The organism is Paracoccus acridae (assembly GCF_014642735.1).
GTDB classification, from domain to species: domain Bacteria; phylum Pseudomonadota; class Alphaproteobacteria; order Rhodobacterales; family Rhodobacteraceae; genus Paracoccus; species Paracoccus acridae.
In genome coordinates, this window is the sequence record NZ_BMIV01000004.1 from 271662 (window position 1) to 292718 (window position 21057).

Below are 21057 nucleotides of genomic sequence, written 5' to 3' on the forward strand. Positions count from 1 at the left end.
CGCGGTTCCTCCTCATTCACCGTCTGCCGTCCTTGACCACAATATAGGGGCAAGTTGACGCGAACGTAAGCAAGACGCCGCGTCACAGGGGAAGTCAAGGACAACCGTGACGCTGGGTCAACCCATGTCGCTCAATTCCTGCGCCGCAGTCTCACGAAGGGCTTGCAGGTCGGTGCGGGCGGACTGAAGGTCGGCGATCTGTTCATCCAGGACCTTCAACTGCCGGTCGGCCAGATCCAGCCAGACCTGATACTGTTCGCGCGATCCCTTCTGTTCATAGATCAGCAGCCATTGCCGGATCTCCTCGAGCGAGAAGCCGAACCGGCGGCCGCGCAGGATCAGGGTCATGCGCGCGATTTCCCGCGGTCCATAGAAGCGCGCGCGGCCTTCCTTCCGGGGGTTCAGAAGTTCGATATATTCGTAATAGCGCAGCGTTCGGGGCGTGACGTCGAAGCGCGCGCACATGTCCTTGAAACTGATCGTCTGCTCGCCCGGCATCCGCCCCCTCCTGTGGCAACTGACGCAAGGGTATCCGCTTGGCGCGCCCAAGCGCAAGGGACGGGGGTTGAGCGTGCGGGCCGGTCGGGGATAGCGTGGCGCGACAATGGACCGGGGCACAGGGAAGACAGGCATGTCCGAGACGGATCAGACGCGAATCGCCCAGCAGTTCATCGAGGCGATCCCCCATGCCCGCGCCCTGGGGATGCGGGTCGATGCCTTGGGCAAGGGATCGGCCACGATCAGCATGCCCTGGGCCGAACATCTTGTCGGCGATCCCCGCAGCGGCGTGGTTCATGGCGGCGTGGTTTCGGCGCTGATGGATACCAGTTGCGGGGCGGCGGTGATGTCGCACCCGTCGGGTCCGTCCTCGACGGCGACCATCGATCTGCGCATCGACTACATGCGCTCGGCCACCAAGGGCCAGCGGATCACGGCCAAGGCCGAGTGCTATCACCTGACGCGGACCGTCGCCTTTGTCCGGGCCGTGGCCCTGGACGAGGACGAGGCCAATCCCGTCGCCGCCGCCACCGGCGCCTTCACGGTCGAAAGATGATGCCGATGGACCGCCGCGAACCCCTGGACCGGATCAAGTCCCGCCGCGATTCCGCCCTGGCGGCGCTTGTGTCCGGCGTGCCCTATCTGACATGGCTGGGCATCCGCTTCGACCGGCGCGGGGACGAGTTGACCGCGATCCTGCCTTATGACGAAAAGCTGATCGGCAACCCGATGCTGCCCGCCATCCACGGCGGCGTCACGGCGGCGTTCCTGGAAACGACCGCGATCATCGAACTGGCCTGGGCCGCCATGTGGGAGGACATGGAGTCCGGCCGCACCGTTCCCGACGCGGCTGTCGCGGCCGGACCGCCGCGCCTGCCCAAGACCATCGACTTCACCGTGGACTATCTGCGCAGCGGGCTGCCGCGCGACGCCTATGCCCGTGCGCGCGTGGTGCGGTCGGGGCGGCGCTATGCCAGCGTCCAGGTCGAGGCATGGCAGGACAACCGCGCCCGGCTGATGGCGCAGGCGACGGGCCATTTCCTGATGCCGCAAGGCTAGGCCGCCGGAATGGACAGGCCGACCAACCGGCGGGTTCTGGCGATCGCCTTGCCCATCGTGATATCGAACGCGACCGTGCCTTTGCTGGGACTGGTCGATACCGGGGTCATCGGGCAACTGGGCCGGCCCGAGGCGATTGGGGCCGTCGCCATTGGATCCGTGATCCTAACCTCGATCTATTGGATCTTCGGCTTCCTGCGGATGGGGACATCGGGCCTTGTGGCGCAAAGCCATGGCGCGGGTCAGGGGGCCGAAAGCGGCGCGCATCTGCTGCGCGCGCTGGCGATAGCCGGGGCCGCGGGGCTGGGCTTCGTCCTGATCCAGGGCGCGGTCTTCTGGGCTGCGTTCAGGATTGCCCCGACCTCGGCCGCGGTCGAGGCCTTGGCCCGCGACTACCTGTCGATCCGCATCTGGGGGGCGCCCGCGACCATCGCCCTTTATGCCATCACCGGCTGGCTGATCGCGGTGGAACGGGCGAAATCCGTGCTTTTGCTGCATCTGGTCCAGAACGGGCTGAACGTCGTACTGTCAGTCTGGTTCGTCCTGGGGTTGGAATGGGGCGTCCCCGGCGTCGCCGTCGGCACGCTGCTGTCGGAATATTGCGGGCTTGCCTTGGGGCTGTGGATGACCCGCAAGCCCTTGGCGCAGGGCTGGCACGCGGCCGGGCTGTTCGCGCGGGACAAGCTGACGCGCCTTGCACGCGTGAACAGCGACATCATGATCCGGTCCGTCCTGCTTCAGGCCAGCTTCACCAGCTTTGTCTTCCTGGGCGCGGGGCAGGGCGACGTGACGCTGGCTGCCAACCAGGTGCTGCTGCAATTCCTGTCGATCACCGCCTATGCCCTGGACGGCTTCGCCTTCGCCGCCGAAAGCCTGGTGGGGCAGGCGGTCGGCGCCCGCAAGCCGGACGGGGTGCGGCAGGCATCCCGCCTTGCCTCGGCCTGGGGTGTCGCAGGGGCGCTTGCCCTGGGGCTGGCCTTCTGGCTTTGCGGAGGCGCGATCATCGACCTGCTGACCACATCCCCCGAGGTGCGGGCCGAGGCGCGAGCCTATCTGCCCTGGCTGGGGCTTGCGCCGGTGATCGGGGTCGGAGCCTGGATGCTGGACGGCATCTTCATCGGCGCGACGCTGACGCGCGACATGCGGGTGGCGATGATCTGGTCGGCCCTGGCCTTCCTGGCCGCCGTGCTGCTGTTGCCGCCGGTCTGGGGGAACCATGGGCTGTGGGCGGCGCTGATGGTGCTGAACCTGTCGCGCGGCGTGACCATGGCGCTGCGCTATCCGCGCGCCGAAGCCGCGGCCCGGCCCGCATGAAAAAGGGGGCCGACCGGCCCCCTTGTTGGAACGATCAGCGCGGTTTCACGTCGTTTCGTCGATGATCTGGTGGCGCGCGACCTGCATCAGTTCGGCCATCTTGGTGCGGATTTCCGACTCGCCCGCCTTGCCTTCCAGATCGGCCGCCAGCTTGCGATACACATCGTCCTCGCCTGGCTCCTCGAAGTCCGAGGTCACGACGGTCATCGCATAGGCGCGCGCGTCGTCGCCCGTCTTGCCCAGAAGCCCGGCCGCCCATTCGCCCAGCAGGCGGTTGCGGCGGGCATCGGCCTTGAAGCGCAGGTTGGCGTCATGCGCGAACTTGGATTCGTAACCGCGTTCGCGGTCGTCGAAGGTGGTCATCGTGGCCTCCGTGTTGTCTTGGCCCCGATGTTATCCCGGCCACGGCCGCTTGCAAGCCTCTCGTATTGCCCCCGGGTGCGCTTGTGAGGTAAGGCGCTTTGGATAAGGGACATGCGAAAGGACGCCCGCCATGGCACCGCGCCGCAAGAAGATCTATGAAGGCAAGGCGAAGATCCTGTACGAAGGCACCGAACCCGGCACGCTGGTCCAGTACTTCAAGGACGACGCGACCGCCTTCAACGCGCAGAAGAAGGCCGTGATCGAAGGCAAGGGCGTCCTGAACAACCGCCTTTCCGAGTTCTTCATGAACGGGCTGACGAATATCGGCGTCCCCAATCATTTCATCCGCCGCATCAACATGCGCGAGCAACTGATCCGCCAGGTGGAGATCGTGCCCCTGGAAGTGATCGTGCGCAACTTCGCCGCCGGCTCCCTGTCCAAGCGCCTGGGGCTGGAGGAAGGCACGCTGCTGCCGCGTCCCATCGTCGAATACAGCTTCAAGAACGACGAACTGGGCGACCCGATGGTGTCCGAGGAATACATCATTGCCTTCGGCTGGGCGACCCAGCAGGATCTGGACGATATCGTGTCGCTGGCGCTGCGCGTGAACGACTTCCTGTCGGGCGTCTTCTATGGCGTCGGCATCAAGCTGATCGACTTCAAGATCGAGATCGGGCGCGTCTGGGATAACGATTTCATGCGCCTGATCGTCGCCGACGAGATCAGCCCGGACAGCTGCCGCTTGTGGGACATGAAGACCAACCAGAAGCTGGACAAGGACGTGTTCCGCCGCGACCTGGGCAACCTGACCGACGCCTATACCGAGGTTGCGCGCCGCCTGGGCCTGATGCCCGCCAATACCACCAGCCTGAAGCCGACCGCGATCAATTGAAGGAAGACGCCATGAAAGCCCGTGTCACGATCATGCTGAAGGATGGCGTCCTGGACCCGCAGGGCGAGGCGATCCGCCACGCGCTTGGCGGTCTTGGACACAAGGGCGTGGCGGGTGTCCGCCAGGGCAAGGTGATCGAACTGGATCTGGACGCGACCGATGCGGCGCAGGCCAAGACCGAGGTGGAAAAGATGTGCGAGGGGCTTCTGGCGAATACCGTGATCGAGAAATACTCGGTCGAGATCGTCTGACGCAGCGGCAACCTGCGTTTATCGGCAGGTTGCCCCGCAGACCCCGTTGCAAAAGCGCCGGGATTATCGCCCAATGCGCCGATGATGAACGATAAAGCCAGCCCGCAAGACGCCGCGCCCGTGATCCGGATCCAAGGGCTTCACAAGTCCTATGGCCAGGTCGAGGTGCTGAAGGGCGTGTCCCTGACCGCGCCGCGCGGGCATGTGGTCAGTCTGATCGGATCCTCGGGGTCGGGCAAGTCCACGCTGCTGCGCTGCTGCAATCTTCTGGAAAACAGCCAGGCCGGAGAGATCAGCTTCGAAGGCGAACCGGTCCGGTGGAAGGGGCAGGGCATGGCCCGCGTGCCTGCCGACCGTGCCCAGGTGATGCGGTTCCGCACCAACCTGTCGATGGTCTTCCAGCAGTTCAACCTGTGGTCCCACATGTCCATCCTGCAGAACGTGATGGAGGCGCCGGTGACCGTCCTGCGCGAGGATCGCGCCACGGTCGAGGCCCGCGCCCGGTCGCTGCTGGACAAGGTCGGCATCGGGGACAAGGCCGATGCCTGGCCCGCGCAACTGTCGGGCGGCCAGCAGCAGCGCGCCGCCATCGCCCGCGCCCTGTGCATGCAGCCCAAGGCGCTGCTGTTCGACGAACCGACAAGCGCGCTTGACCCCGAACTGCAGCAAGAGGTCGTGCGGGTCATCAAGGATCTGGCCGCCGAACATCGCACCATGATCATCGTGACCCATGACATGCGCCTGGCCGCCGATGTCAGCGATCATGTCGTGTTCCTGCACCAGGGCCTGATCGCCGAGGAAGGCCCGCCCGAGCGGCTGTTCGGCGCGCCGCAGACCGACCGGCTGCGCCAGTTCCTCAGCGCCTCGATGGCGCATTAGAATAGACGTCCAACAGGAGAGAAAGAATGAAGAAACTGCTGCTTGCCGCGACCGCCCTGGCGCTGACCGCAGGCATGGGCATGGCCCAGACCGTCCGCATGGGGACCGAGGGCGCATACCCCCCCTACAACTTCATCAACGAGGCGGGGGAGGTCGCGGGCTTCGAGCGTGAACTGGGCGACGAACTGTGCCGGCGCGCGGAACTGGAATGCACCTGGGTCAAGAACGACTGGGATTCGATCATCCCGAACCTGGTGTCGTCGAACTATGACACCATCATGGCCGCCATGAGCATCAACGAGGAACGCAAGGCCGTCATCGCCTTCACGCAGGATTACCTTCCGCCCGCGCCCTCGTCCTATGTCGCGCTGCAGGATGGCGTTGACCTGGAAGGCGGCGTGATCGCCGTGCAGACCGGGACCGTGCAGGCGTCGTATATCGCGGAAACCGGCGCGACCATGCTGGAATTCCCCAACATCGACCAGGTCTTCGCCGCCGTCCGCAACGGAGAGGCCGACGCGGGCTTCGGCGACCACGAGGTGATGCGCCCCTTCGTCGAGGACAGCAACGACCTGGTCTTTGTCGGCGAACAGGTGAACCTGGACGAAGGCATCGGCGTGGGCGTGCGCCAGTCCGATACCGAACTGCGCGAGAAACTTGACGCCGCCATCACCGCGATGAAGGAAGATGGCAGCCTGAACGAGTTGATCCGCAAGCATTTCGGCGACGACGCGCAGACCTACGAATGATCTGACGGGCTGCGGGACGACCCGCGGCCCTTACCGGGACGAATGATGTTTTCCTTTTGCAGCGACCCTTCGGTGCTGGACGGGCTTGCCTGGCTGTCGTGCTATCTGACGACGGGCACGCATATGCTGTTCTATGCCAGCTTCGGGGTTGTCCTGCTGCTGCTGGCGATTACCGCGCCCATCGCGCTGCTGTTCGGCTATGGCGGCGCGATGGCGTCGCGGTCGCGGATCGCGCCGGTGCGGTGGTTCGGCAAGGTCTATACCTCGATGGTACGGGGTGTGCCCGACATCGTGTTCTTCCTGTTCGTGCCGATCGCGCTGGATCAGGGCCTGGAGTGGCTGCGGCATCAGGCGCTGTGCGACAGCGACGCCCCGGTGCGCCAGGGCAACGACTTCGTCGTCTGCGCGGCGGCCAAGCTGCCCCTGTCCACCAGTCCCGAATGGGTCCATGACATCTATGCCATGACGCTGGCCGTGATCGCCTTCTCGGTCGTCTTCGGCGCCTTCGCGGCCAATGTGCTGTATGGCGCGATGCAGGCCGTGCCCCGCGCGCAGCTTGAAACGGCCGAGGCCTACGGCATGACGCAGCGACAGGTCACCCGCCGGATCCTGGTGCCACAGATGTGGACCTATGCGCTGCCCGGCCTGTCGAACCTGTGGATGATCCTCATCAAGGCGACGCCCCTGCTGTTCCTGCTGGGGATCGAGGACATCGTCTATTGGGCCCGCGAACTGGGCGGGGCCAAGACGTCGTCCTTTGCCTATCCGCATCCCGATTGGCGGCTGTATTACTTCCTGGCCGTGCTGGTCTTCTATCTGCTGATGACCTGGGTGTCCGAACGCGTTCTTGACCGGGTGATCCGCCGCCTGTCCGCAGGCCAGGCCACCATGGCGGGCGAGGCGCAGCGCAAGGCAGGTGTCGTGTGAGCTGCGCGCAGACGATCATGGATTACGGCCTGCGGTCGCTTGGCTTTGGCGAACGGCTGCTGCCGCGCAGCGACTTCACGCTGTGCCAGCAATTCACCCTGATCGGATCCGGGCTGATCTGGAACCTGTATTTCGCCTTCTTTGCGCTGCTGTTCGGGTTCTTCCTGGCGACTGGCCTTGCCCTTGCCAAGACCAGCACGAACCCCTGGCTGCGCAAGCCCGCCGAGGGCTTCATCTTCCTGTTCCGGGGCAGCCCGCTGTTCATCCAGTTCTTCCTGGCCTACGAGGCCCTTGTGATGCTGCCCCGCGCGGGGGTCGAGATCTTCGGCTTCACCGTGGCGACAAGCTGGCTGACCAAGGCCTGGGCGGGCGCGCTGATCGTGCTGACGCTGAACACCGCCGCCTATTCCGCGCAGATCTTCCACGGCGCGCTGATGTCGGTCCCCAAGGGCGACATCGAGGCTGCCGAAGCCTATGGCATGACCGGCTGGACCAAGTTCCGCCGCGTGCTGTGGCCGACGATGCTGCGGCTGGCCTGGCCGTCTTATACGAACGAGGCGATCTTCCTGTTCCACGCGACCACGCTGGTCTTCTTTTCGGGCTTTCCGGCCTTTCAGCAGCGGGGCGACAGCCTGTATTATGCCAGCTATTTCGCGGGGCAGACCTTCAACCCCTTCATCGCCTATCCGATCGTCGCGCTTTATTTCATCGTCTCGACCCTGGCGCTGATCGGCCTGTTCGGTATCGTGAACCGGCGCCTGAACCGCCACCTGCCCGGCGCGGCGCGGCGCATCCGTTATCGTCCGCAAGTGATCCGGTAAGTCATGGACTGGTTGAAAGAACATCCCGAAGTCAAGACCATCCGCGTGGCTGCCGCCGACCTGAACGGGGTCGCGCGCGGCAAGCGCATCCCCGCCCGCTATGCCAGCAAGATCCTCGAGGAAGGGACCAAGTTCCCTTATTCCGTCCTCAACCTGGATATCTGGGGCGAGGATGTCGAGGACAGCCCCCTGGTCTTCGAGATAGGCGATCCCGACGGGCTGCTGCTGCCCACCGAACGCGGCTTCCTGCCGATGCCCTGGCTGGACGCACCGACCGCGTTGCTGCCGATCTGGATGTTCCACCCCGACGGCCGCCCCTATGAAGGCGATCCCCGACAGGCCTTGGCGCGGGTGGTTGAACGATACCAGGCCGCCGGCCTGACGCCCGTTGTGGCGACCGAACTGGAATTCTTCCTGATCGACGATTCCGGCCGCCAGTTGCGCGTGCCGCCCAGTCCCCGATCCGGCAAGCGCCGCACCGGCGGCGAGGTTCTCAGCCTCAAGGCGCTTGACGCCTTCGACCAGTTCTTCACCACGCTGTACGACGCCTGCGAGGCGATGGACATTCCCGCCGATACCGCGATTTCCGAAGCGGGGCCGGGCCAGTTCGAGATCAACCTGATGCACCAGGCCGATCCGTTGAAGGCCGCGGACGACACCTGGCTGTTCAAGATGCTGGTCAAGGGCATCGCGCGCCAATACGGTTTCGCCGGCAGCTTCATGGCCAAGCCCTATGAGGCGTTTTCAGGGAACGGGATGCACATGCACTTCTCGATCCTCGACAAGGACGGCCGCAACATCTTCGATAATGGCGGAGAAGACGGCACGGCCGAACTGCGCCATGCCGTGGCCGGATGCTTGCGCGCGATGCCGGGTTCCACGCTGCTGTTCGCGCCGCATGAAAACAGCTATGATCGGCTGGTGCCCAATGCCCATGCGCCGACCGGCATCGGCTGGGCTTATGAAAACCGCACGGCGGCGATCCGCATCCCGTCATCGGGTCCGAAGGCGCGGCGCATCGAACATCGGGTGGCGGGCGGCGATGTGAACCCATACCTGACCGTCGCGGCGATCCTGGGGGCAGCGTTGAACGGTTTGCTGGAAAAGCTTGAGGCGCCCGAACCCTTCAAGGGGAATGCCTATGACCAGCACCTGGATCAGCTTCCCGCCACTTGGGCCGAAGCGATAGACGCCTTCCACACCTGTCCCGAAATGCGGCGGATCTTCCCGGCCCATCTGATCGACAATTTCGTCATGACCAAGCGGCAGGAACTGCACTACATGTCGGAACTGTCGGACGAGGAAACGGTGGAACTGTATCTGGACACCGTTTGAGGTGTGCCGGCTGGCATAAAACTTCCTTTCGGCCGGATCCGCTTCCTTTTTGACAACCATAAAACTTCCACCGCCTAGGCTATTCAATCAGTTTCCAGAGAAAAGTCAGAGGGTTGCCGTCATTGGCGCTTGATTCGAGTTGTCGGCCTCGCAGTTCCTGTTCTTCCGGCGCCCCGGCTTGACGGCTGCTCTGGCGACTTGCATGACTTCCTGACAGACCCGGGTCCTTCCTGAAATCCAGCATCCGCGCCGCATGATCTGGCGGGAGGCTCGTCCGCCATGCGGCGGAGCGATCAGTCGAGGAACCCCGATGACACGCTTTCCGATCATGAAGGCCACGTTTCCCGATCCTTCGCTCAATCCGCGACAGATCAGCTCTCACTTGGCCAGGCACCTGAAGTGGTTGCGCGCCCGACATGCGGGTGTCGATCTGTCGAAAGAGGTGAAAGAGGAGCGGCACTGGCCGATCGAAGGTGAGGAGAGCGAGAGGATTAGGCTGTCCCTAGACGACATGAAGCGCGTGGATCGACATGCGGTGCGCCTGCATGACGGGGTCCTGCGCAGAACGGGCCTGAGCCACTTGAATCGGGAGGATCGCCAGAACCTCTCGTCCTTGAAGAACGGTGTCGCCCTGGCTCGCATCTCCAGTCTGGATCATGCCGACGAACTGGCCGCACGCCTACACGGCGAGATGCCTTGGATGGCGCCTGCTACCGAGCACGCTTGGCATGCCATGCGTCGATCGGTGCGCGAAGGTTGGGCGGGCTTCCGCATGCCGCCAGTGATCCTCGACGGACCGCCGGGCATCGGGAAGACCTATTGGGTGCGTCGATTAGGAGCGCTGATCGGCACCGCTAAGGTGGACGTGGATGCGACGGGCGAGAACGCCTCTTTCGGTGTCGTCGGCTGTCAGCGTGGCTGGTCGAGTGCCCGGCCGGGGAGGGTCCTAGAGTGCATCATGGCTAAACTGACCGGGAACCCTATCGTCATGATCGACGAGCTGGAAAAGGCGGGCAGCGCCAAGTCTGGACGAAACCAATCCTTCAGCCTCGCGGAGGCGCTGCTGCCTCTGCTGGAGTCCAGCACCGCTGCCGAATGGAGTTGCCCCTATTATCGTGTGCGCTTTGACATGTCTTATGTGAGTTGGATCCTGCTCACCAACAGCCTGTCCCCGCTGCCGCCGCCACTGCTCAGCCGCTGCACGATCCTCCGTCTCCGGGAAATCGGCTTGCCGGACCTGATCACCTTCGCCCAGCGCGAAGGTCAAGGGCGCGGCCTCTCGGCCGCGTCCGTATGGTCTGTCACCGAGGCACTGTCCAGGGCCGCACCCGCTGCCCCCACTCGTCCGAGCCTGCGCACTGTCCTGCGGATGCTTGATCGTGCGGCGGAATTGGAGAACAGGCCGATCATCACGTGACCAGTGGCCACCAATGCCAAAGGTTCCGTGTTCCTCAGTAGGCCAGGTGACGGGTTAGCTCTATGTGCGACCTTGCAATCTCCATGCGAGCAGTCCGAACATAAGATAACGTCGCGCCTGTCTTGTCTGCCGGTCAAGTTTGCCGCAACCTTCCTTCCAGCCCTAGGAGCTCAACATGCGCGTGTCATTCTTTGATCCCAAGGAGCGTGCCCGCCAGAAGGCAGATTCCCGCGCCGCCGACGACGAGGACCTGCGCGCCGGACATATCACCCGCAAGGAGCTCAACATCCGCAATGGCGGATATGGGCTGATGAAAGGGTCAAAGCTTGTCCTTTCAGTCAAGAGAACGCCTGCCACCGGAAAGGACACCGAATAGCGCCTCGGCAGCCAGCCCGCGATGAATAGTTGCAGACGCTCGTGTGTCCACCTGCTCACGATCTTCAAAGGCTGATGAATTGGCGACCACATGTTGACGGACGAACTGCCGCCCAGGAATGGAATGTTGTGTCGTATCGCACACTTATTCATCATGAAGTTAGGTGTCGCTTGCGCTGTAAAGGGCGGAAAGCTGTCTGAAGGCGGTTCGGCGCTGCAAACGCAGCGAAAGCGGAAGAGCGGACCGTGATACGACGCTCGACGAGGTGGCGCCGTGCTAATCATGGGGGGCGGAAAAGCTGCCTGCGCCCGCATCGCATCTTGCCGATCACCTTTTTGCCAGTCGCTTTTACCAAAAGCGTCGGGTGAACAGCTTCAGCTTCGCCGTCTTCATGTGTCCGCTAGGCCAAGTGTGCAAAGCATTTTCCAAGCTCAGATAGTAGTTGCCCTTTGGCTGTTTCGCAGACTACCTTTCGCGCAGGGGCTTTGTTTAGAAATGCTTAATTTAAACGACCTTACACCCATAGACCCCGAAAAGGTCGTGCATTCGCCGTCTGCGGGGCACGTCTACGCGGGCCTCCCAATCCCAAAAGTTTCGAGGGTGCAATTATTCTCCTCCGATGAGTGGGAGAGGTTTATCGAGGAGTGGGCAACCTCATTTAAGCAGGAATACCCGATGGTCCGGCGTTTCGCTGGCGCAGGGGACATGGGAATCGACGTAGCGTGTTTCACGCAGGCCGTCGGCTTCGCAGCACCTTGGGAAAACTTCCAATGCAAGCGCTACGACAACCCCCTTCGACCGTCTGACATCCATGTCGAGATCGGCAAGTTGATATACTATACGTGGCGCAAGGAATACTCGGTGCCACGCAAGTATTACTTTGCCGCAAGCCGCGATGTCGGCACCACTGCTGGGAAACTCCTTCTGGATCCAGGCAAGCTCAAAGAGAGCGTCAGACAGAACTGGGAGAAGCAATGCTGCGCCGAGATAACTTCGAAGGCTAAAGTGCCGCTTACCGGCGAGCTTCTTGAGTATTTTGAAAAATTCGACTTTTCTATCTTCGGCTCGATGAGCCTGTTGGAGCTGATCGCAAGACACGAGACGACAACCTACCATGCGGTTCGCTTTGGCGGAGGTCTCCCGCCGCGCCCGATCTGTGATCCGCCACCAAATGAGATCGCCACTCATGAGGCGCGCTACGTCCGGCAACTCTTGGACGCCTACGGGGAGTCTGCGGGCGGGGATCAACGACGACCGTGACATGCTGCAAGAGATGCGCATGGCTCTGACCTTGCACCGTCCATCAGGACATCAATCACCCGCACCAACGGCGGCACAGGTTCTACAAATGGCCACCCGTCACGGGGCCGCCACGACGCCGTTCCGCGAGCGGATTGGTGGGCTTGCGAAAGGACAGGCGGCGGATCTTGTTGTGCTCGATTGGGATCGGGTGACTTATCCATGGCAGGATCCACGAAACGGCTTTGCCGACGTGCTTGTGCGGCGTGCCAAAGCAGAGGCCGTCGCTCAGGTCATGGTTGCAGGGCGCACAGTCTATGCCGATGGAGCCTTCGTGAACGTCGACCGCAAGGCTGAACTGGATCGTCTGAAAAAGTGGCAGAGTCGGCCACGGACAGCCCTAGACGAAGAAATGGCAGAGCTGGCGGAAGCGGCAATCGATGTGGTCCACGATTATTATAAGAGCTGGCGGTAGGTAGGTCGAACTGCGACTGGTCTCTGTCATCTACCTTCAGGGGCTGTGAGTGCCTCCCGCCAAGCTCACTTCATGCAAGTGTCCGCCGTGAGGTGGGTCGTAACACCGCTTGACCTCGACAGTGATTTCAAGACCCATCCGAAGAGGTAGCACAGACAATCCGGTTGAATCTCTGTCCCCGTGCGACGTATCGCCGTGCGTGCCGGGCTTTGGGCCCGGACCCTTCAAGAGAATGACCATGACTGATCTGCCCATGAGCTTTCCTTCCGACGGAGAGTTCCTTCGCAAGCGCGTGCTCCCCGTGTTTGGCCTGTCTGCAGCGATCTACGGAGGCTCGCTCGCGGCGGGCCTACACATCAACGCCGTCGTCCTGTCGATCGCTGTGATGATGACGCTCTGCCTGCTGCGGCTGCCCGTTGCCATCGCCCTGGTCTCGGCGGCCGTGCTGGGCGGCTTGCAAGCAGGCCTGTCGATGACCGAGACGATCACTGCGCTGAACGAGAACCTGCTCATCGGCTCGCAAGTCGGCATGACCTACATCATGATCGGCGCCTTCGCCGTAGCGCTGGCGCGCAGCGGCCTGCTGGAACTGCTGGCCGCGAAGATCTCGGGACGGCTGGGGACGGGTGAGGCCGCCACTGGCAAGAGCATCAAGTGGACCTTGCTGCTGATCCTCTGCGCCGCCTCTGTCATGTCGCAGAACCTCATCCCTGTTCATATCGCCTTCATCCCGGTGCTGATCCCGCCGCTCCTGGGCATCATGAACCGGCTTCGCATGGACCGCAGGGCCGTCGCCTGCGTGCTGGCCTGCGCGATCAGTTCCAGCTACCTGCTTTTGCCGACAGGCTTCGGGGCAATCTTCCTGAACGACATCCTTCTGACCAACTTGAACAATGTTGGCGCAGACCTTGGCCTGATTGTTACAGCCGATATGGCGCCTAAGGCAATGTTTCTGCCGGTGATGGGGATCCTGGCCGGGATGTTCGTCGCCGTCTTCATCACCTACCGCAAGCCGCGCGACTATCACACGATCGAGAATGAGGCACCGGCTGCCGCCAAGGTCCCTGTCACCCTTGACCTCACGCAGCTGCTGGCAACGATCGCTGCGCTGCTGGTGGCTTTGGTGTGCCAGATCAAGTTCGACTCGCTCCTGATCGGGGCCATGGTCGGCTTCGTTATCCTCAGCTTTGCGGGCATCTTCCGCTGGCGGGACCAGGACGACGTCTTTACCGAAGGCCTGCGGATGATGGCGCAAGTGGCGGTAATCATCACTATTGCTTCGGGTTTCGCGGGCGTGCTTTCCGCCACCGGAGAAGTTCAGCCGCTGGTCGCTGCATCGGCAGCGTTCATCGGCGAGAACAAGGCTCTTGGCGCGGCGATCATGTTGCTTGTTGGCCTGTTCATCACGATCGGCTTCGGCGACTCTTTCGCCTCCGTCCCGATCCTCGCGCCCGTCTATGTGCCCCTGGCCCTCGCGCTTGGCTTCTCGCCGCTGGCGACAGTCGCCCTTCTCGGTGCAGCGGCGGCTCTGGGCGATGCAGGATCGCCCGCGTCCACCATCACGCTGGGCGCAACGGCAGGCCTGAACGCGGATGGCCAGCACGACCACATCAAGGACAGCGTGATCCCGACCTTCATCCATGCGAACTTCGGCATGGTGCTGTTTGCTTGGGCGGCGGCGCTGATGCTTTGATGATCAGCCCCAACCAAGCTGTTGTTTGACTGGAACATAGATGGCGGATCAACATTCGCGGCGACAACGCTGAAGCTTGGCGTCGCGCATGTGGTTCATGGCTGGCCAGATTTCCTTCGAGGTCGCTCCAATCCCCGGAGAGTGATGTCTGGCCAGCCATCTTCTGCGGAATGCAGCAGTGTGGTCTCCAGCACCCATGGCTTCTCCGCCCTAGCATTACAGTTGCACATTTCTTCGTAAGTGTGCCTGCCTTGCTAGGGCTTGATGGGCTTCGCCACATCGACCATGCAATGATATGAGCCGGTTCGAACTGACGTTGGGCCAGCCGATTGACCTGAGCACCAAGCAGGGCTTCCTGTCCAAGATGATGGGCAAGGCTACTCCGATTGCCCGGTTCAAGGCGAAGTTCGACAAGATCCAGACCCAGATCGACGAGATCACAACCAACCTAGAACGCCACCAGCTGACGCTGCTGAAGGACATCAAGGCACTTGACAGGCTTTATGCCGAGATCCTGTCCTTCTATGACCAGCTGGCAATCTACATCGCCGCGGGGGAGGCCAAGATCGCCGAGATCGAGGCCGTGGCCATTCCCGAGAAGCAACGGGAAATGGAAATTGCGAACGAGAGTGACAAGCTCCTTGCTGCAAGCGAGCTGCGTGATCTGCAGTCGGTTCGCGACGACCTAGAGCGGCGTGTCCACGACATGAAGCTGACCCGGCAGGTCACCATGGAGTCGCTGCCTTCGATCCGCCTGGTCCAGGAAAACGACAAGTCGCTGGTGGCGAAGATTACCTCGACGCTGACGAACACCGTGCCGCTGTGGGAGAACCAGCCGGCCCAGGCGATTACCATCCAGCGCGCAGCCAATACCGCCCGCGATGTGAAGGCCGCCTCGGTTCTCACCAATGATCTGCTGACGGCCAATGCTGCGAACCTGCGTCAGGCCAATACGGTCATCCGCACCGAGATGGAGCGGGGGATCTTCGATGTGGAAGCGATCCGCAAGGCCAACGAGGAGCTGATCGGCACGATCGAAGACAGCCTGCGCATTGCCGACGAAGGCAAGGCCAAGCGGGCCGCCGCCGAGCAGGAACTGGTGCGTATGGAGTCTGATCTGCGCACCGCGCTGATCTCGGCGAAGGCTCCGGCGCGCGCTGCCGCCGAATGATCGGGGCGGCCCTGCATAGTCGGGCCATCCCACCCGCCCCTCCTGCCGACCGATCTCAGCTTGCCCAGACGTGGATTGGAGTTTGCGGCAGCTTCTATGCAGACCCCTGGAAAGTTTCGATCAAGGCCCGAAAGCGTTCAGCAGCCGGAACAGAATGGCAGATAGAACTGCCGTTGCTGGAACTGTAATAACCCAGGCGGCACCAATCGTCATGACATGCGACCGACGCACCAGCTTACGGCGCCGACGTTCCTCAGGTCCGGGATGAGGGAGGTCGTGCTCGTTCCCTTGTGCAGCCCGCAGACGTCGTTCCGCGTCCCACTCGCGAAAGAAACCCACTCCGAAGATCGCGCCCACTGCAATATGGGTGGAGCTGACCGGCAGGCCAAGCCAACTGGCCACGATCACCGTCAGGGCCGCAGAGAGCGAGACGCAGTATGCGCGCATCGGGTTCAGCTTGGTGATCTGGCTCCCGACCATGCGGATCAGCTTGGGGCCGAACAGGAACAGGCCGAAGGAAATACCGAAAGCCCCGATCAGCATGACCCAGAACGGGATCGCTACCGACTCGGTCGCGCTCTCAAAAGCCTGCGCCTGCACGATGGCAGCCAGCGGCCCGACTGCGTTAGCCACATCATTGGCGCCATGCGCGAAGCTGAGCAGTGCCGCAGATACGACCAGCGGAATACCGAACAGAACCTTCAGTGACTTGTTCCGGTTTTCCAGCCCATGGGACTGATGTCGTATCACCGGGATCATCACCAGCCAGCAGACCAGACCCAATGCTGTTCCGATGACCAGGGCATTGCCGAAGGATATGGTCACAAGCCTGCTCAGGCCCTTCAAGGCAAGATAGGCGGCAAAGGTGCCGGCCATGATGCCGATCAGGACAGGAACCCATATGCGCGCAGCTGCGATCTTGTCATCGCGGTAGATGATGCGCGCCTTGATGAACCATAGGAATGCCGCAGCGATGACGCCGCCCAGGAGGGGTGAGACGACCCAGCTTGCCGCGATCGTGGCCATAGTCGGCCAGCTGACCGCCCCAAAGCCTGCAGCGGTGATACCCGCGCCCATAACGCCACCCACTACCGAATGCGTGGTGGATACGGGCGCGCCGATCCAGGTTGCGACGTTGACCCACAACGCTGAGGACAGCAGGGCCGCCATCATCGCCCAGACAAACACTGACGGCTCGCCAATGCTCTCCGGTGCTACGATCCCCCGAGAGATGGTGCCCACCACGTCCCCACCAGCGATCAGCGCACCGGCGGTTTCGAAGATCGCGGCAATGGCGATTGCTCCACCCATTGTAAGCGCATTTGCGCCCACGGCGGGACCCATGTTGTTCGCCACGTCGTTCGCGCCGATGTTCAGGGCCATGTAGGCCCCGATGACTGCCGCCATGGCGACAATCAGCCCGCCGCTGGACAGCCCAAAGGCCGCCATCGCACCGAAGCCCGCCAGCAGGATGAAGGAGAGCGCCACTCCCGGCGCGACCAGCGGTCGAGAGATATAGGTGGTCGCTCTCTCCAGGGTCGAAAAGCGTCCGAGGTCTCGGTCCAGCGTTTCGAGGTGGCGGGTTTCTAGATCGTTCTGGGCCATAGTATCCTCGGCGATTTCAGCGGCTGACTAAGGCGAACGCAGCAAAGGGGCAACCATCATGCTTCGATGATGACCCCTGGCTGCGCGACCAGAGATGCCTTTCGCCAAACCCATCTATTTGATCGGCGCCGAGCTCCCCGCTTCACTCGCCGGCGCGATCTCCCAGGTGATCGTCACCTCTGCGCGCGTGTCGATCGCTCCCCCGGCAACCGGCACGGACTCGGCCATGTCAGCGACCATAGTGCGTGCGGCCACTGCATAGGGCATCGGCCGGTGAACGGTCTGCGGCGAGATGTTGGTGATCCTGTCGGACTGCCGTCATCACCCTGTCCGTCGTCGAATGATTTGGAACAGGCGGCCTGATTTTGGTCTGGAGGGTCCTAGCTCTGCGGGTTGAGGTTATGCTGCCTGGCGCTGATGGATCAAGCGCCGGTTCTGGATGGTCAGTTTCTTGATCTTCTCCCTTTCTGCGAGGATAGCCGGGCCGCGTCCGAAGTAGACGTCAGCGGGTGTGAGGTTGCCGAGGCTCTCGTGATAGCGGTGGTTGTTGTAATGCTCGACAAAGGCCGCGATGGCCGCCTCGAGTTCACTCTGCAGATAGTAGTTTTCCAGCAGAATGCGGCTCTTGAGGGTCTGGTGCCAGCGCTCGATCTTGCCCTGCGTCTGGGGATGATTGGGGGCGCCGCGGACATGGTCCATACCATGTTCTTCGAGGTATCCGGCAAGATCACCAGCAATGTAGCAAGGGCCGTTGTCGCTCAGCAGCCGCGGCTTGTGCAGCACGGTGACGCTGTCACATCCGGATGCAGCGAGCGCGATATCAAGCGTCGCGCTGACATCGTCCGCGTTCATGGTGGTGCACAGCTTCAGCCGACGATATAGCGGGAAAAGTCATCGAGGACGGTGGACAGGTAGAACCATCCCCAGCCTGTCACCTTGAGATAGGTGAAGTCGGTCTGCCACATCTCGTTTGGCCGAGTGGTCTTGTCCCTGAACTCGTCCCCTGAATAACGCGAACTAGATGATCCTCGGTGATCCAGACTTCGAGACGATCTGGAAAGAGAACCGTCTGCCCGCGCTCAACGCCCTCGATGAAGCCCGACATGCTGATCCCCCACAGCTATGTCAAAGTTTACCACGAACATCAGTTTCCACACAGCCTAGGCCGAGAGAGACATTGCGCCATGATGCCCCCGTCCCCTTATGGCAAGCGCCTCAGCCTGCTTCATCACAACTTTGACGATTTATGATGCCAAATCTGTTGGTCTTTGCGGTTCAGCTACCTTCGAAATACCGGATGGCCTTAACGACCAGATCCCCCAAGCTGGCGGCGCCTAGCTTGTCGCGCAAGGCCAAGCTCACGTTCGAGACAGTCTTGTAGCTGATACAGGCACGGTCCGCGATTTCGCGATAGGACAATCCCTCGGCGATGAGGCCCAGGATTTCCTCCTCCCGCGCGGTAAGGCTTGAGCTGCTACCGTGGCGTCCGGGCAGGTTCATCAGCGCGATCTGCGTAGCCAGCCGACTTCCGACGTAGTTGCCGCCTGAAAGAACCTCTGTGAGGGCGGTCAGAATTTCGTCGGAGGGGGAATCCTTGTTTATGATCCCGTTGGCCCCCGCCTGAAGGGCGCGGCGGGCCAGGATCGGGCTGCGATGCATGGTGAAGACCAGGATCGGCAAGGTCGGGTCCAGCATCCGCAGCCGGTCGATCAGCTTGATCCCCGCGATCTTGTGGTCGCCCAAGGTCAGGTCGACGACCATCATGTCGGGCCGGGCCGCACGCCAGGCGCGCCAACCTTCAAGCGCGGTGGCGGCGCCCACGATCTCGCAGGGGATGCGTTGACGGATGATGCGGCCCCAGCCTTCCACCACCACGGGATGGTCATCGATAATGACGATGCGCTTCAGGCGCTCGGCAGATTTTTCATGGGCCAGGGCTTCGATCATCGTGCAGGCATCCTCAGTTCAGTGACAGTTTCCGCGCCCACGCGGCGGGGTGGATCAAAGCTGGCACCCAAGGCGCGGGCGCGGTCCCGGATGCCGGTCAGACCATGGCCTCGGGAGGGAAGGCGCCCTGAGGGACCGCGGCCGTCATCCCGGACCTTCGTGACGATCAGGTCTTCGGCCAGGTGCATCTCAATCCTGATCCGCTGGGCCTTCCCGTGCCTGATCGCGTTCAACAGACTTTCGCGCACGAAGCGATAGATTGCCGTTTCGGCCAGTTCGTCCGCGGCAACCTGGTTCTTGCAGTCCAGGTCGATGGTGACCTCTGGCGCGATCTCGGTGAATTCGGCCACCAGTTCCCCAAGCAACTCCTGCAGTGATCCGCAACCCATGAGCATGGGTCTCAGGTCGTTGATGGCGCTGCGGGCACTGTCGCGAACCGCGTCGGTATGGGTCGAGATGGCGCGCAATGCGTCATCAAGTTGCGCGGCCCCCGAACCCGATACGTCGCGGGCGGCTGCAATGGCCTGGGACAGCGCGGCGTTCAACGCAAAAAGCTGCGGGCCCATGTCGTCATGCAGATCCGAGGCAATCTTGGCCCGTTCCGTTTCCGCCAGCGTCAGAAGCCGGGTCTGCAGATGCTCGTTCTCTGCTCTTTGCGACTTGAGGTGGATGGCAAGGGCGTTCACGTCGTCGGCCAGCGATGCAAATTCGACCAAGTGATCGGGCGGGGCCCGGCGCTCCAGATCGCCGTGCCGCATGGCGCCAAGCGCATCCTGCACGCGATGCAAACGGCGCAGGATCAGGTTGCTGAAGCCCATCGACATGCCGATCAGGGCGATGCAGGTCAGCGCCAGCAGGGGCATGATGATGCGGAAATCTTCCCAAACCTCGCTGATTTCGTCGGTGGGATCGGTTTCGACCACAAGGCTGCCCAAGACATTGGGATAATGCGAGATGGTGAAGTAGTCCGCCTTCACTTCGGGGCGCATCAGCCATGTGAACCACCCAGGCGCTTCTACGTCTTCCATCGAAACCGATGCGGACGGGTTGAGGAGGGGGGTGCCCTTGTTGTCCACTACATGGGCGGAAACATGGCGGAGCGCGTCGATCTCATGGGCAATCTGCATGGCCTCTCCCATGGTGTCGGCACGGGCAAAGCTGGGCGGCATCCGGACAGCGATTGTGGCCTGCGCCGTGCGGAAGGCCGAGGCTGTTTCCTCTTCGATCGCGATGCGGGCGTTCAGGATAATGATGGCGGCAATAGTCGCGCCGAGCGCGACGCCCACGGAAAGCGGCACGACCGTGACGATCTTGTGCAATGACCACAGCCGCTTGGGCTGTGGAACGGCCGTGTCGAAAAGAAATCCGGATTCCTGCCGCATCAGCGCCCCTTTCCTGAAGCAGTCGCGGCCTGCATGGCGGCGTCATGCGGATGCCCCTGCGCACGCAGGACGCGGTAGTGCTGGATGACGGGGCCGATGCTGTGATCGGGCGCGTCCTGCCGCATGGCCAGTTGGTTAAGCAGGACGTATATGGCCATGGGCGGGTCGTCCTTCTGGCGGATTTCATGCCACAACTGGGCTGTCCGATTGGCGACCATTCGGGGACTGTCATCATAGGTGGCGGCCGCGCGGTTAAGCGACGGCGAAATCGATCGGGGAGCGGTCTGTGTCACACGTGCCAGAAAGGCCAAAGGCGTTTCGTTTTCGGATGCCTCCAGCCAATCAGGCGCATATTGTTCTGTGTGCTGGCCTTGGTCGGACGCGGCGGGCAGCGTCGTCTCTTCGTCACGGCACGCCTGCAGCAGGATGACAGCAGCGCTTGCCAAGGCAAGGGCAACGGTGCGCGGATGTGTCTCATTGACCTCCATCAGATCCCTTTCCCGATGCTCACCGTGATTCGCCCACGCGCCTCATGCGCTATCCAAGGGTAGGTCAGCCTAAGGGATGAGACAATCTGGCCTAGCGACGGACATTGGTATGGTGCCTTTCGCAACAGGGTGACTTTGAACCTTGATGGACAGGGCAAATGCCCCGTCAAGATCGG

Annotated in this window: 21 protein-coding genes and 2 pseudogenes; 16 read left to right on the forward strand and 7 right to left on the reverse strand. The window is 62.4% G+C overall.

Annotation, left to right across the window (positions count from 1 at the left end):
• Positions 1–117: 117 nt before the first annotated feature.
• Positions 118–498: a MerR family transcriptional regulator gene (locus tag IEX25_RS08530; RefSeq protein ID WP_103171176.1), complete on the reverse strand. Its 381-nt coding sequence runs from the start codon at positions 496–498 to the stop codon at positions 118–120.
• 133 nt (positions 499–631) lie between these two features.
• On the opposite strand from IEX25_RS08530, the gene IEX25_RS08535 reads away from it, so the two are divergent.
• The 3 genes from IEX25_RS08535 to IEX25_RS08545 are packed head-to-tail and all read left to right on the forward strand — an operon-like array spanning position 632 to position 2871.
• Positions 632–1054, forward strand: coding sequence for a PaaI family thioesterase (locus IEX25_RS08535; protein ID WP_103171175.1), 423 nt, complete (start codon positions 632–634; stop codon positions 1052–1054).
• Positions 1051–1557, forward strand: coding sequence for a PaaI family thioesterase (locus tag IEX25_RS08540; RefSeq protein WP_370463848.1), 507 nt, complete (start codon positions 1051–1053; stop codon positions 1555–1557). Before IEX25_RS08535 ends, IEX25_RS08540 begins: the two co-directional genes overlap by 4 nt.
• 9 nt (positions 1558–1566) lie before the next feature.
• A complete protein-coding gene (locus IEX25_RS08545; protein ID WP_103171173.1) occupies positions 1567–2871 on the forward strand; it encodes an MATE family efflux transporter in 1305 nt (434 codons plus the stop codon).
• A gap of 45 nt (positions 2872–2916) precedes the next feature.
• Here IEX25_RS08545 and IEX25_RS08550 read toward each other — a convergent pair whose 3' ends face one another.
• A complete protein-coding gene (locus IEX25_RS08550; protein WP_103171172.1) occupies positions 2917–3234 on the reverse strand; it encodes a DUF1476 domain-containing protein in 318 nt (105 codons plus the stop codon).
• Between the two features lie 130 nt (positions 3235–3364).
• Between IEX25_RS08550 and purC the strand changes: the two genes are divergently transcribed.
• From purC to IEX25_RS08610, 13 genes and pseudogenes are all read left to right on the forward strand, one after another.
• A complete protein-coding gene (purC, locus tag IEX25_RS08555; RefSeq protein WP_103171171.1) occupies positions 3365–4126 on the forward strand; it encodes a phosphoribosylaminoimidazolesuccinocarboxamide synthase in 762 nt (253 codons plus the stop codon).
• Between the two features lie 11 nt (positions 4127–4137).
• Positions 4138–4377 (forward strand): phosphoribosylformylglycinamidine synthase subunit PurS, encoded by a 240-nt coding sequence (gene purS / locus IEX25_RS08560; protein WP_103171170.1) that lies wholly within the window; start codon positions 4138–4140, stop codon positions 4375–4377.
• An 81-nt stretch (positions 4378–4458) separates the two neighbouring features.
• Positions 4459–5256, forward strand: coding sequence for an ABC transporter ATP-binding protein (locus tag IEX25_RS08565; protein ID WP_370463849.1), 798 nt, complete (start codon positions 4459–4461; stop codon positions 5254–5256).
• A gap of 26 nt (positions 5257–5282) precedes the next feature.
• Positions 5283–6005, forward strand: a complete 723-nt coding sequence (locus IEX25_RS08570) for a transporter substrate-binding domain-containing protein (RefSeq protein WP_103171169.1) — start codon at positions 5283–5285, stop codon at positions 6003–6005.
• 45 nt (positions 6006–6050) lie between these two features.
• On the forward strand, positions 6051–6932 hold the full coding sequence (locus IEX25_RS08575) for an ABC transporter permease (protein WP_103171168.1): 882 nt from the start codon (positions 6051–6053) through the stop codon (positions 6930–6932).
• On the forward strand, positions 6929–7753 hold the full coding sequence (locus IEX25_RS08580) for an ABC transporter permease (RefSeq protein ID WP_103171167.1): 825 nt from the start codon (positions 6929–6931) through the stop codon (positions 7751–7753). The genes IEX25_RS08575 and IEX25_RS08580 overlap by 4 nt, the downstream gene beginning before the upstream one ends.
• Positions 7754–7756: 3 nt before the next feature.
• Positions 7757–9088, forward strand: a complete 1332-nt coding sequence (locus IEX25_RS08585; RefSeq protein WP_103171166.1) for a glutamine synthetase family protein — start codon at positions 7757–7759, stop codon at positions 9086–9088.
• Between the two features lie 310 nt (positions 9089–9398).
• Positions 9399–10505 (forward strand): AAA family ATPase, encoded by a 1107-nt coding sequence (locus tag IEX25_RS08590; protein WP_158247933.1) that lies wholly within the window; start codon positions 9399–9401, stop codon positions 10503–10505.
• 175 nt (positions 10506–10680) lie between these two features.
• Entirely contained in the window at positions 10681–10881 is a 201-nt protein-coding gene (locus IEX25_RS08595) for a hypothetical protein (protein WP_103171164.1), read from the forward strand.
• A 675-nt stretch (positions 10882–11556) separates the two neighbouring features.
• Complete coding sequence (locus IEX25_RS20075) at positions 11557–12141, forward strand: hypothetical protein (protein ID WP_229665106.1); 585 nt, start codon at positions 11557–11559, stop codon at positions 12139–12141.
• Between the two features lies 1 nt (position 12142).
• Complete coding sequence (locus IEX25_RS08600; protein ID WP_229665107.1) at positions 12143–12595, forward strand: amidohydrolase family protein; 453 nt, start codon at positions 12143–12145, stop codon at positions 12593–12595.
• Positions 12596–12833: 238 nt separating this feature from the next.
• The gene (locus IEX25_RS08605; RefSeq protein ID WP_205048990.1) at positions 12834–14288 is read left to right on the forward strand and encodes a Na+/H+ antiporter family protein; all 1455 of its coding nucleotides are present in this window, start codon (positions 12834–12836) and stop codon (positions 14286–14288) included.
• 328 nt (positions 14289–14616) lie between these two features.
• Positions 14617–15459, forward strand: a pseudogene (locus IEX25_RS08610) (toxic anion resistance protein); the annotation flags it as partial.
• 120 nt (positions 15460–15579) lie between these two features.
• On the opposite strand, the gene IEX25_RS08615 reads toward IEX25_RS08610, so the two are convergent.
• The 5 genes and pseudogenes from IEX25_RS08615 to IEX25_RS08635 form a co-directional block, all read right to left on the reverse strand.
• On the reverse strand, positions 15580–17064 hold the full coding sequence (locus IEX25_RS08615) for an inorganic phosphate transporter (protein ID WP_103171161.1): 1485 nt from the start codon (positions 17062–17064) through the stop codon (positions 15580–15582).
• Between the two features lie 399 nt (positions 17065–17463).
• Positions 17464–18071, reverse strand: a pseudogene (locus tag IEX25_RS08620) (transposase); the annotation flags it as partial.
• Between the two features lie 268 nt (positions 18072–18339).
• Positions 18340–19011 carry a response regulator transcription factor gene (locus IEX25_RS08625; RefSeq protein ID WP_103171160.1) on the reverse strand — a complete coding sequence of 224 codons (672 nt, stop codon included), beginning with the start codon at positions 19009–19011 and terminating at the stop codon, positions 18340–18342.
• On the reverse strand, positions 19008–20393 hold the full coding sequence (locus IEX25_RS08630) for a LapD/MoxY N-terminal periplasmic domain-containing protein (protein WP_103171159.1): 1386 nt from the start codon (positions 20391–20393) through the stop codon (positions 19008–19010). The genes IEX25_RS08625 and IEX25_RS08630 overlap by 4 nt, the downstream gene beginning before the upstream one ends.
• Positions 20393–20881 (reverse strand): hypothetical protein, encoded by a 489-nt coding sequence (locus IEX25_RS08635; protein ID WP_103171158.1) that lies wholly within the window; start codon positions 20879–20881, stop codon positions 20393–20395. Before IEX25_RS08635 ends, IEX25_RS08630 begins: the two co-directional genes overlap by 1 nt.
• Between the last annotated feature and the right edge of the window lie 176 nt (positions 20882–21057).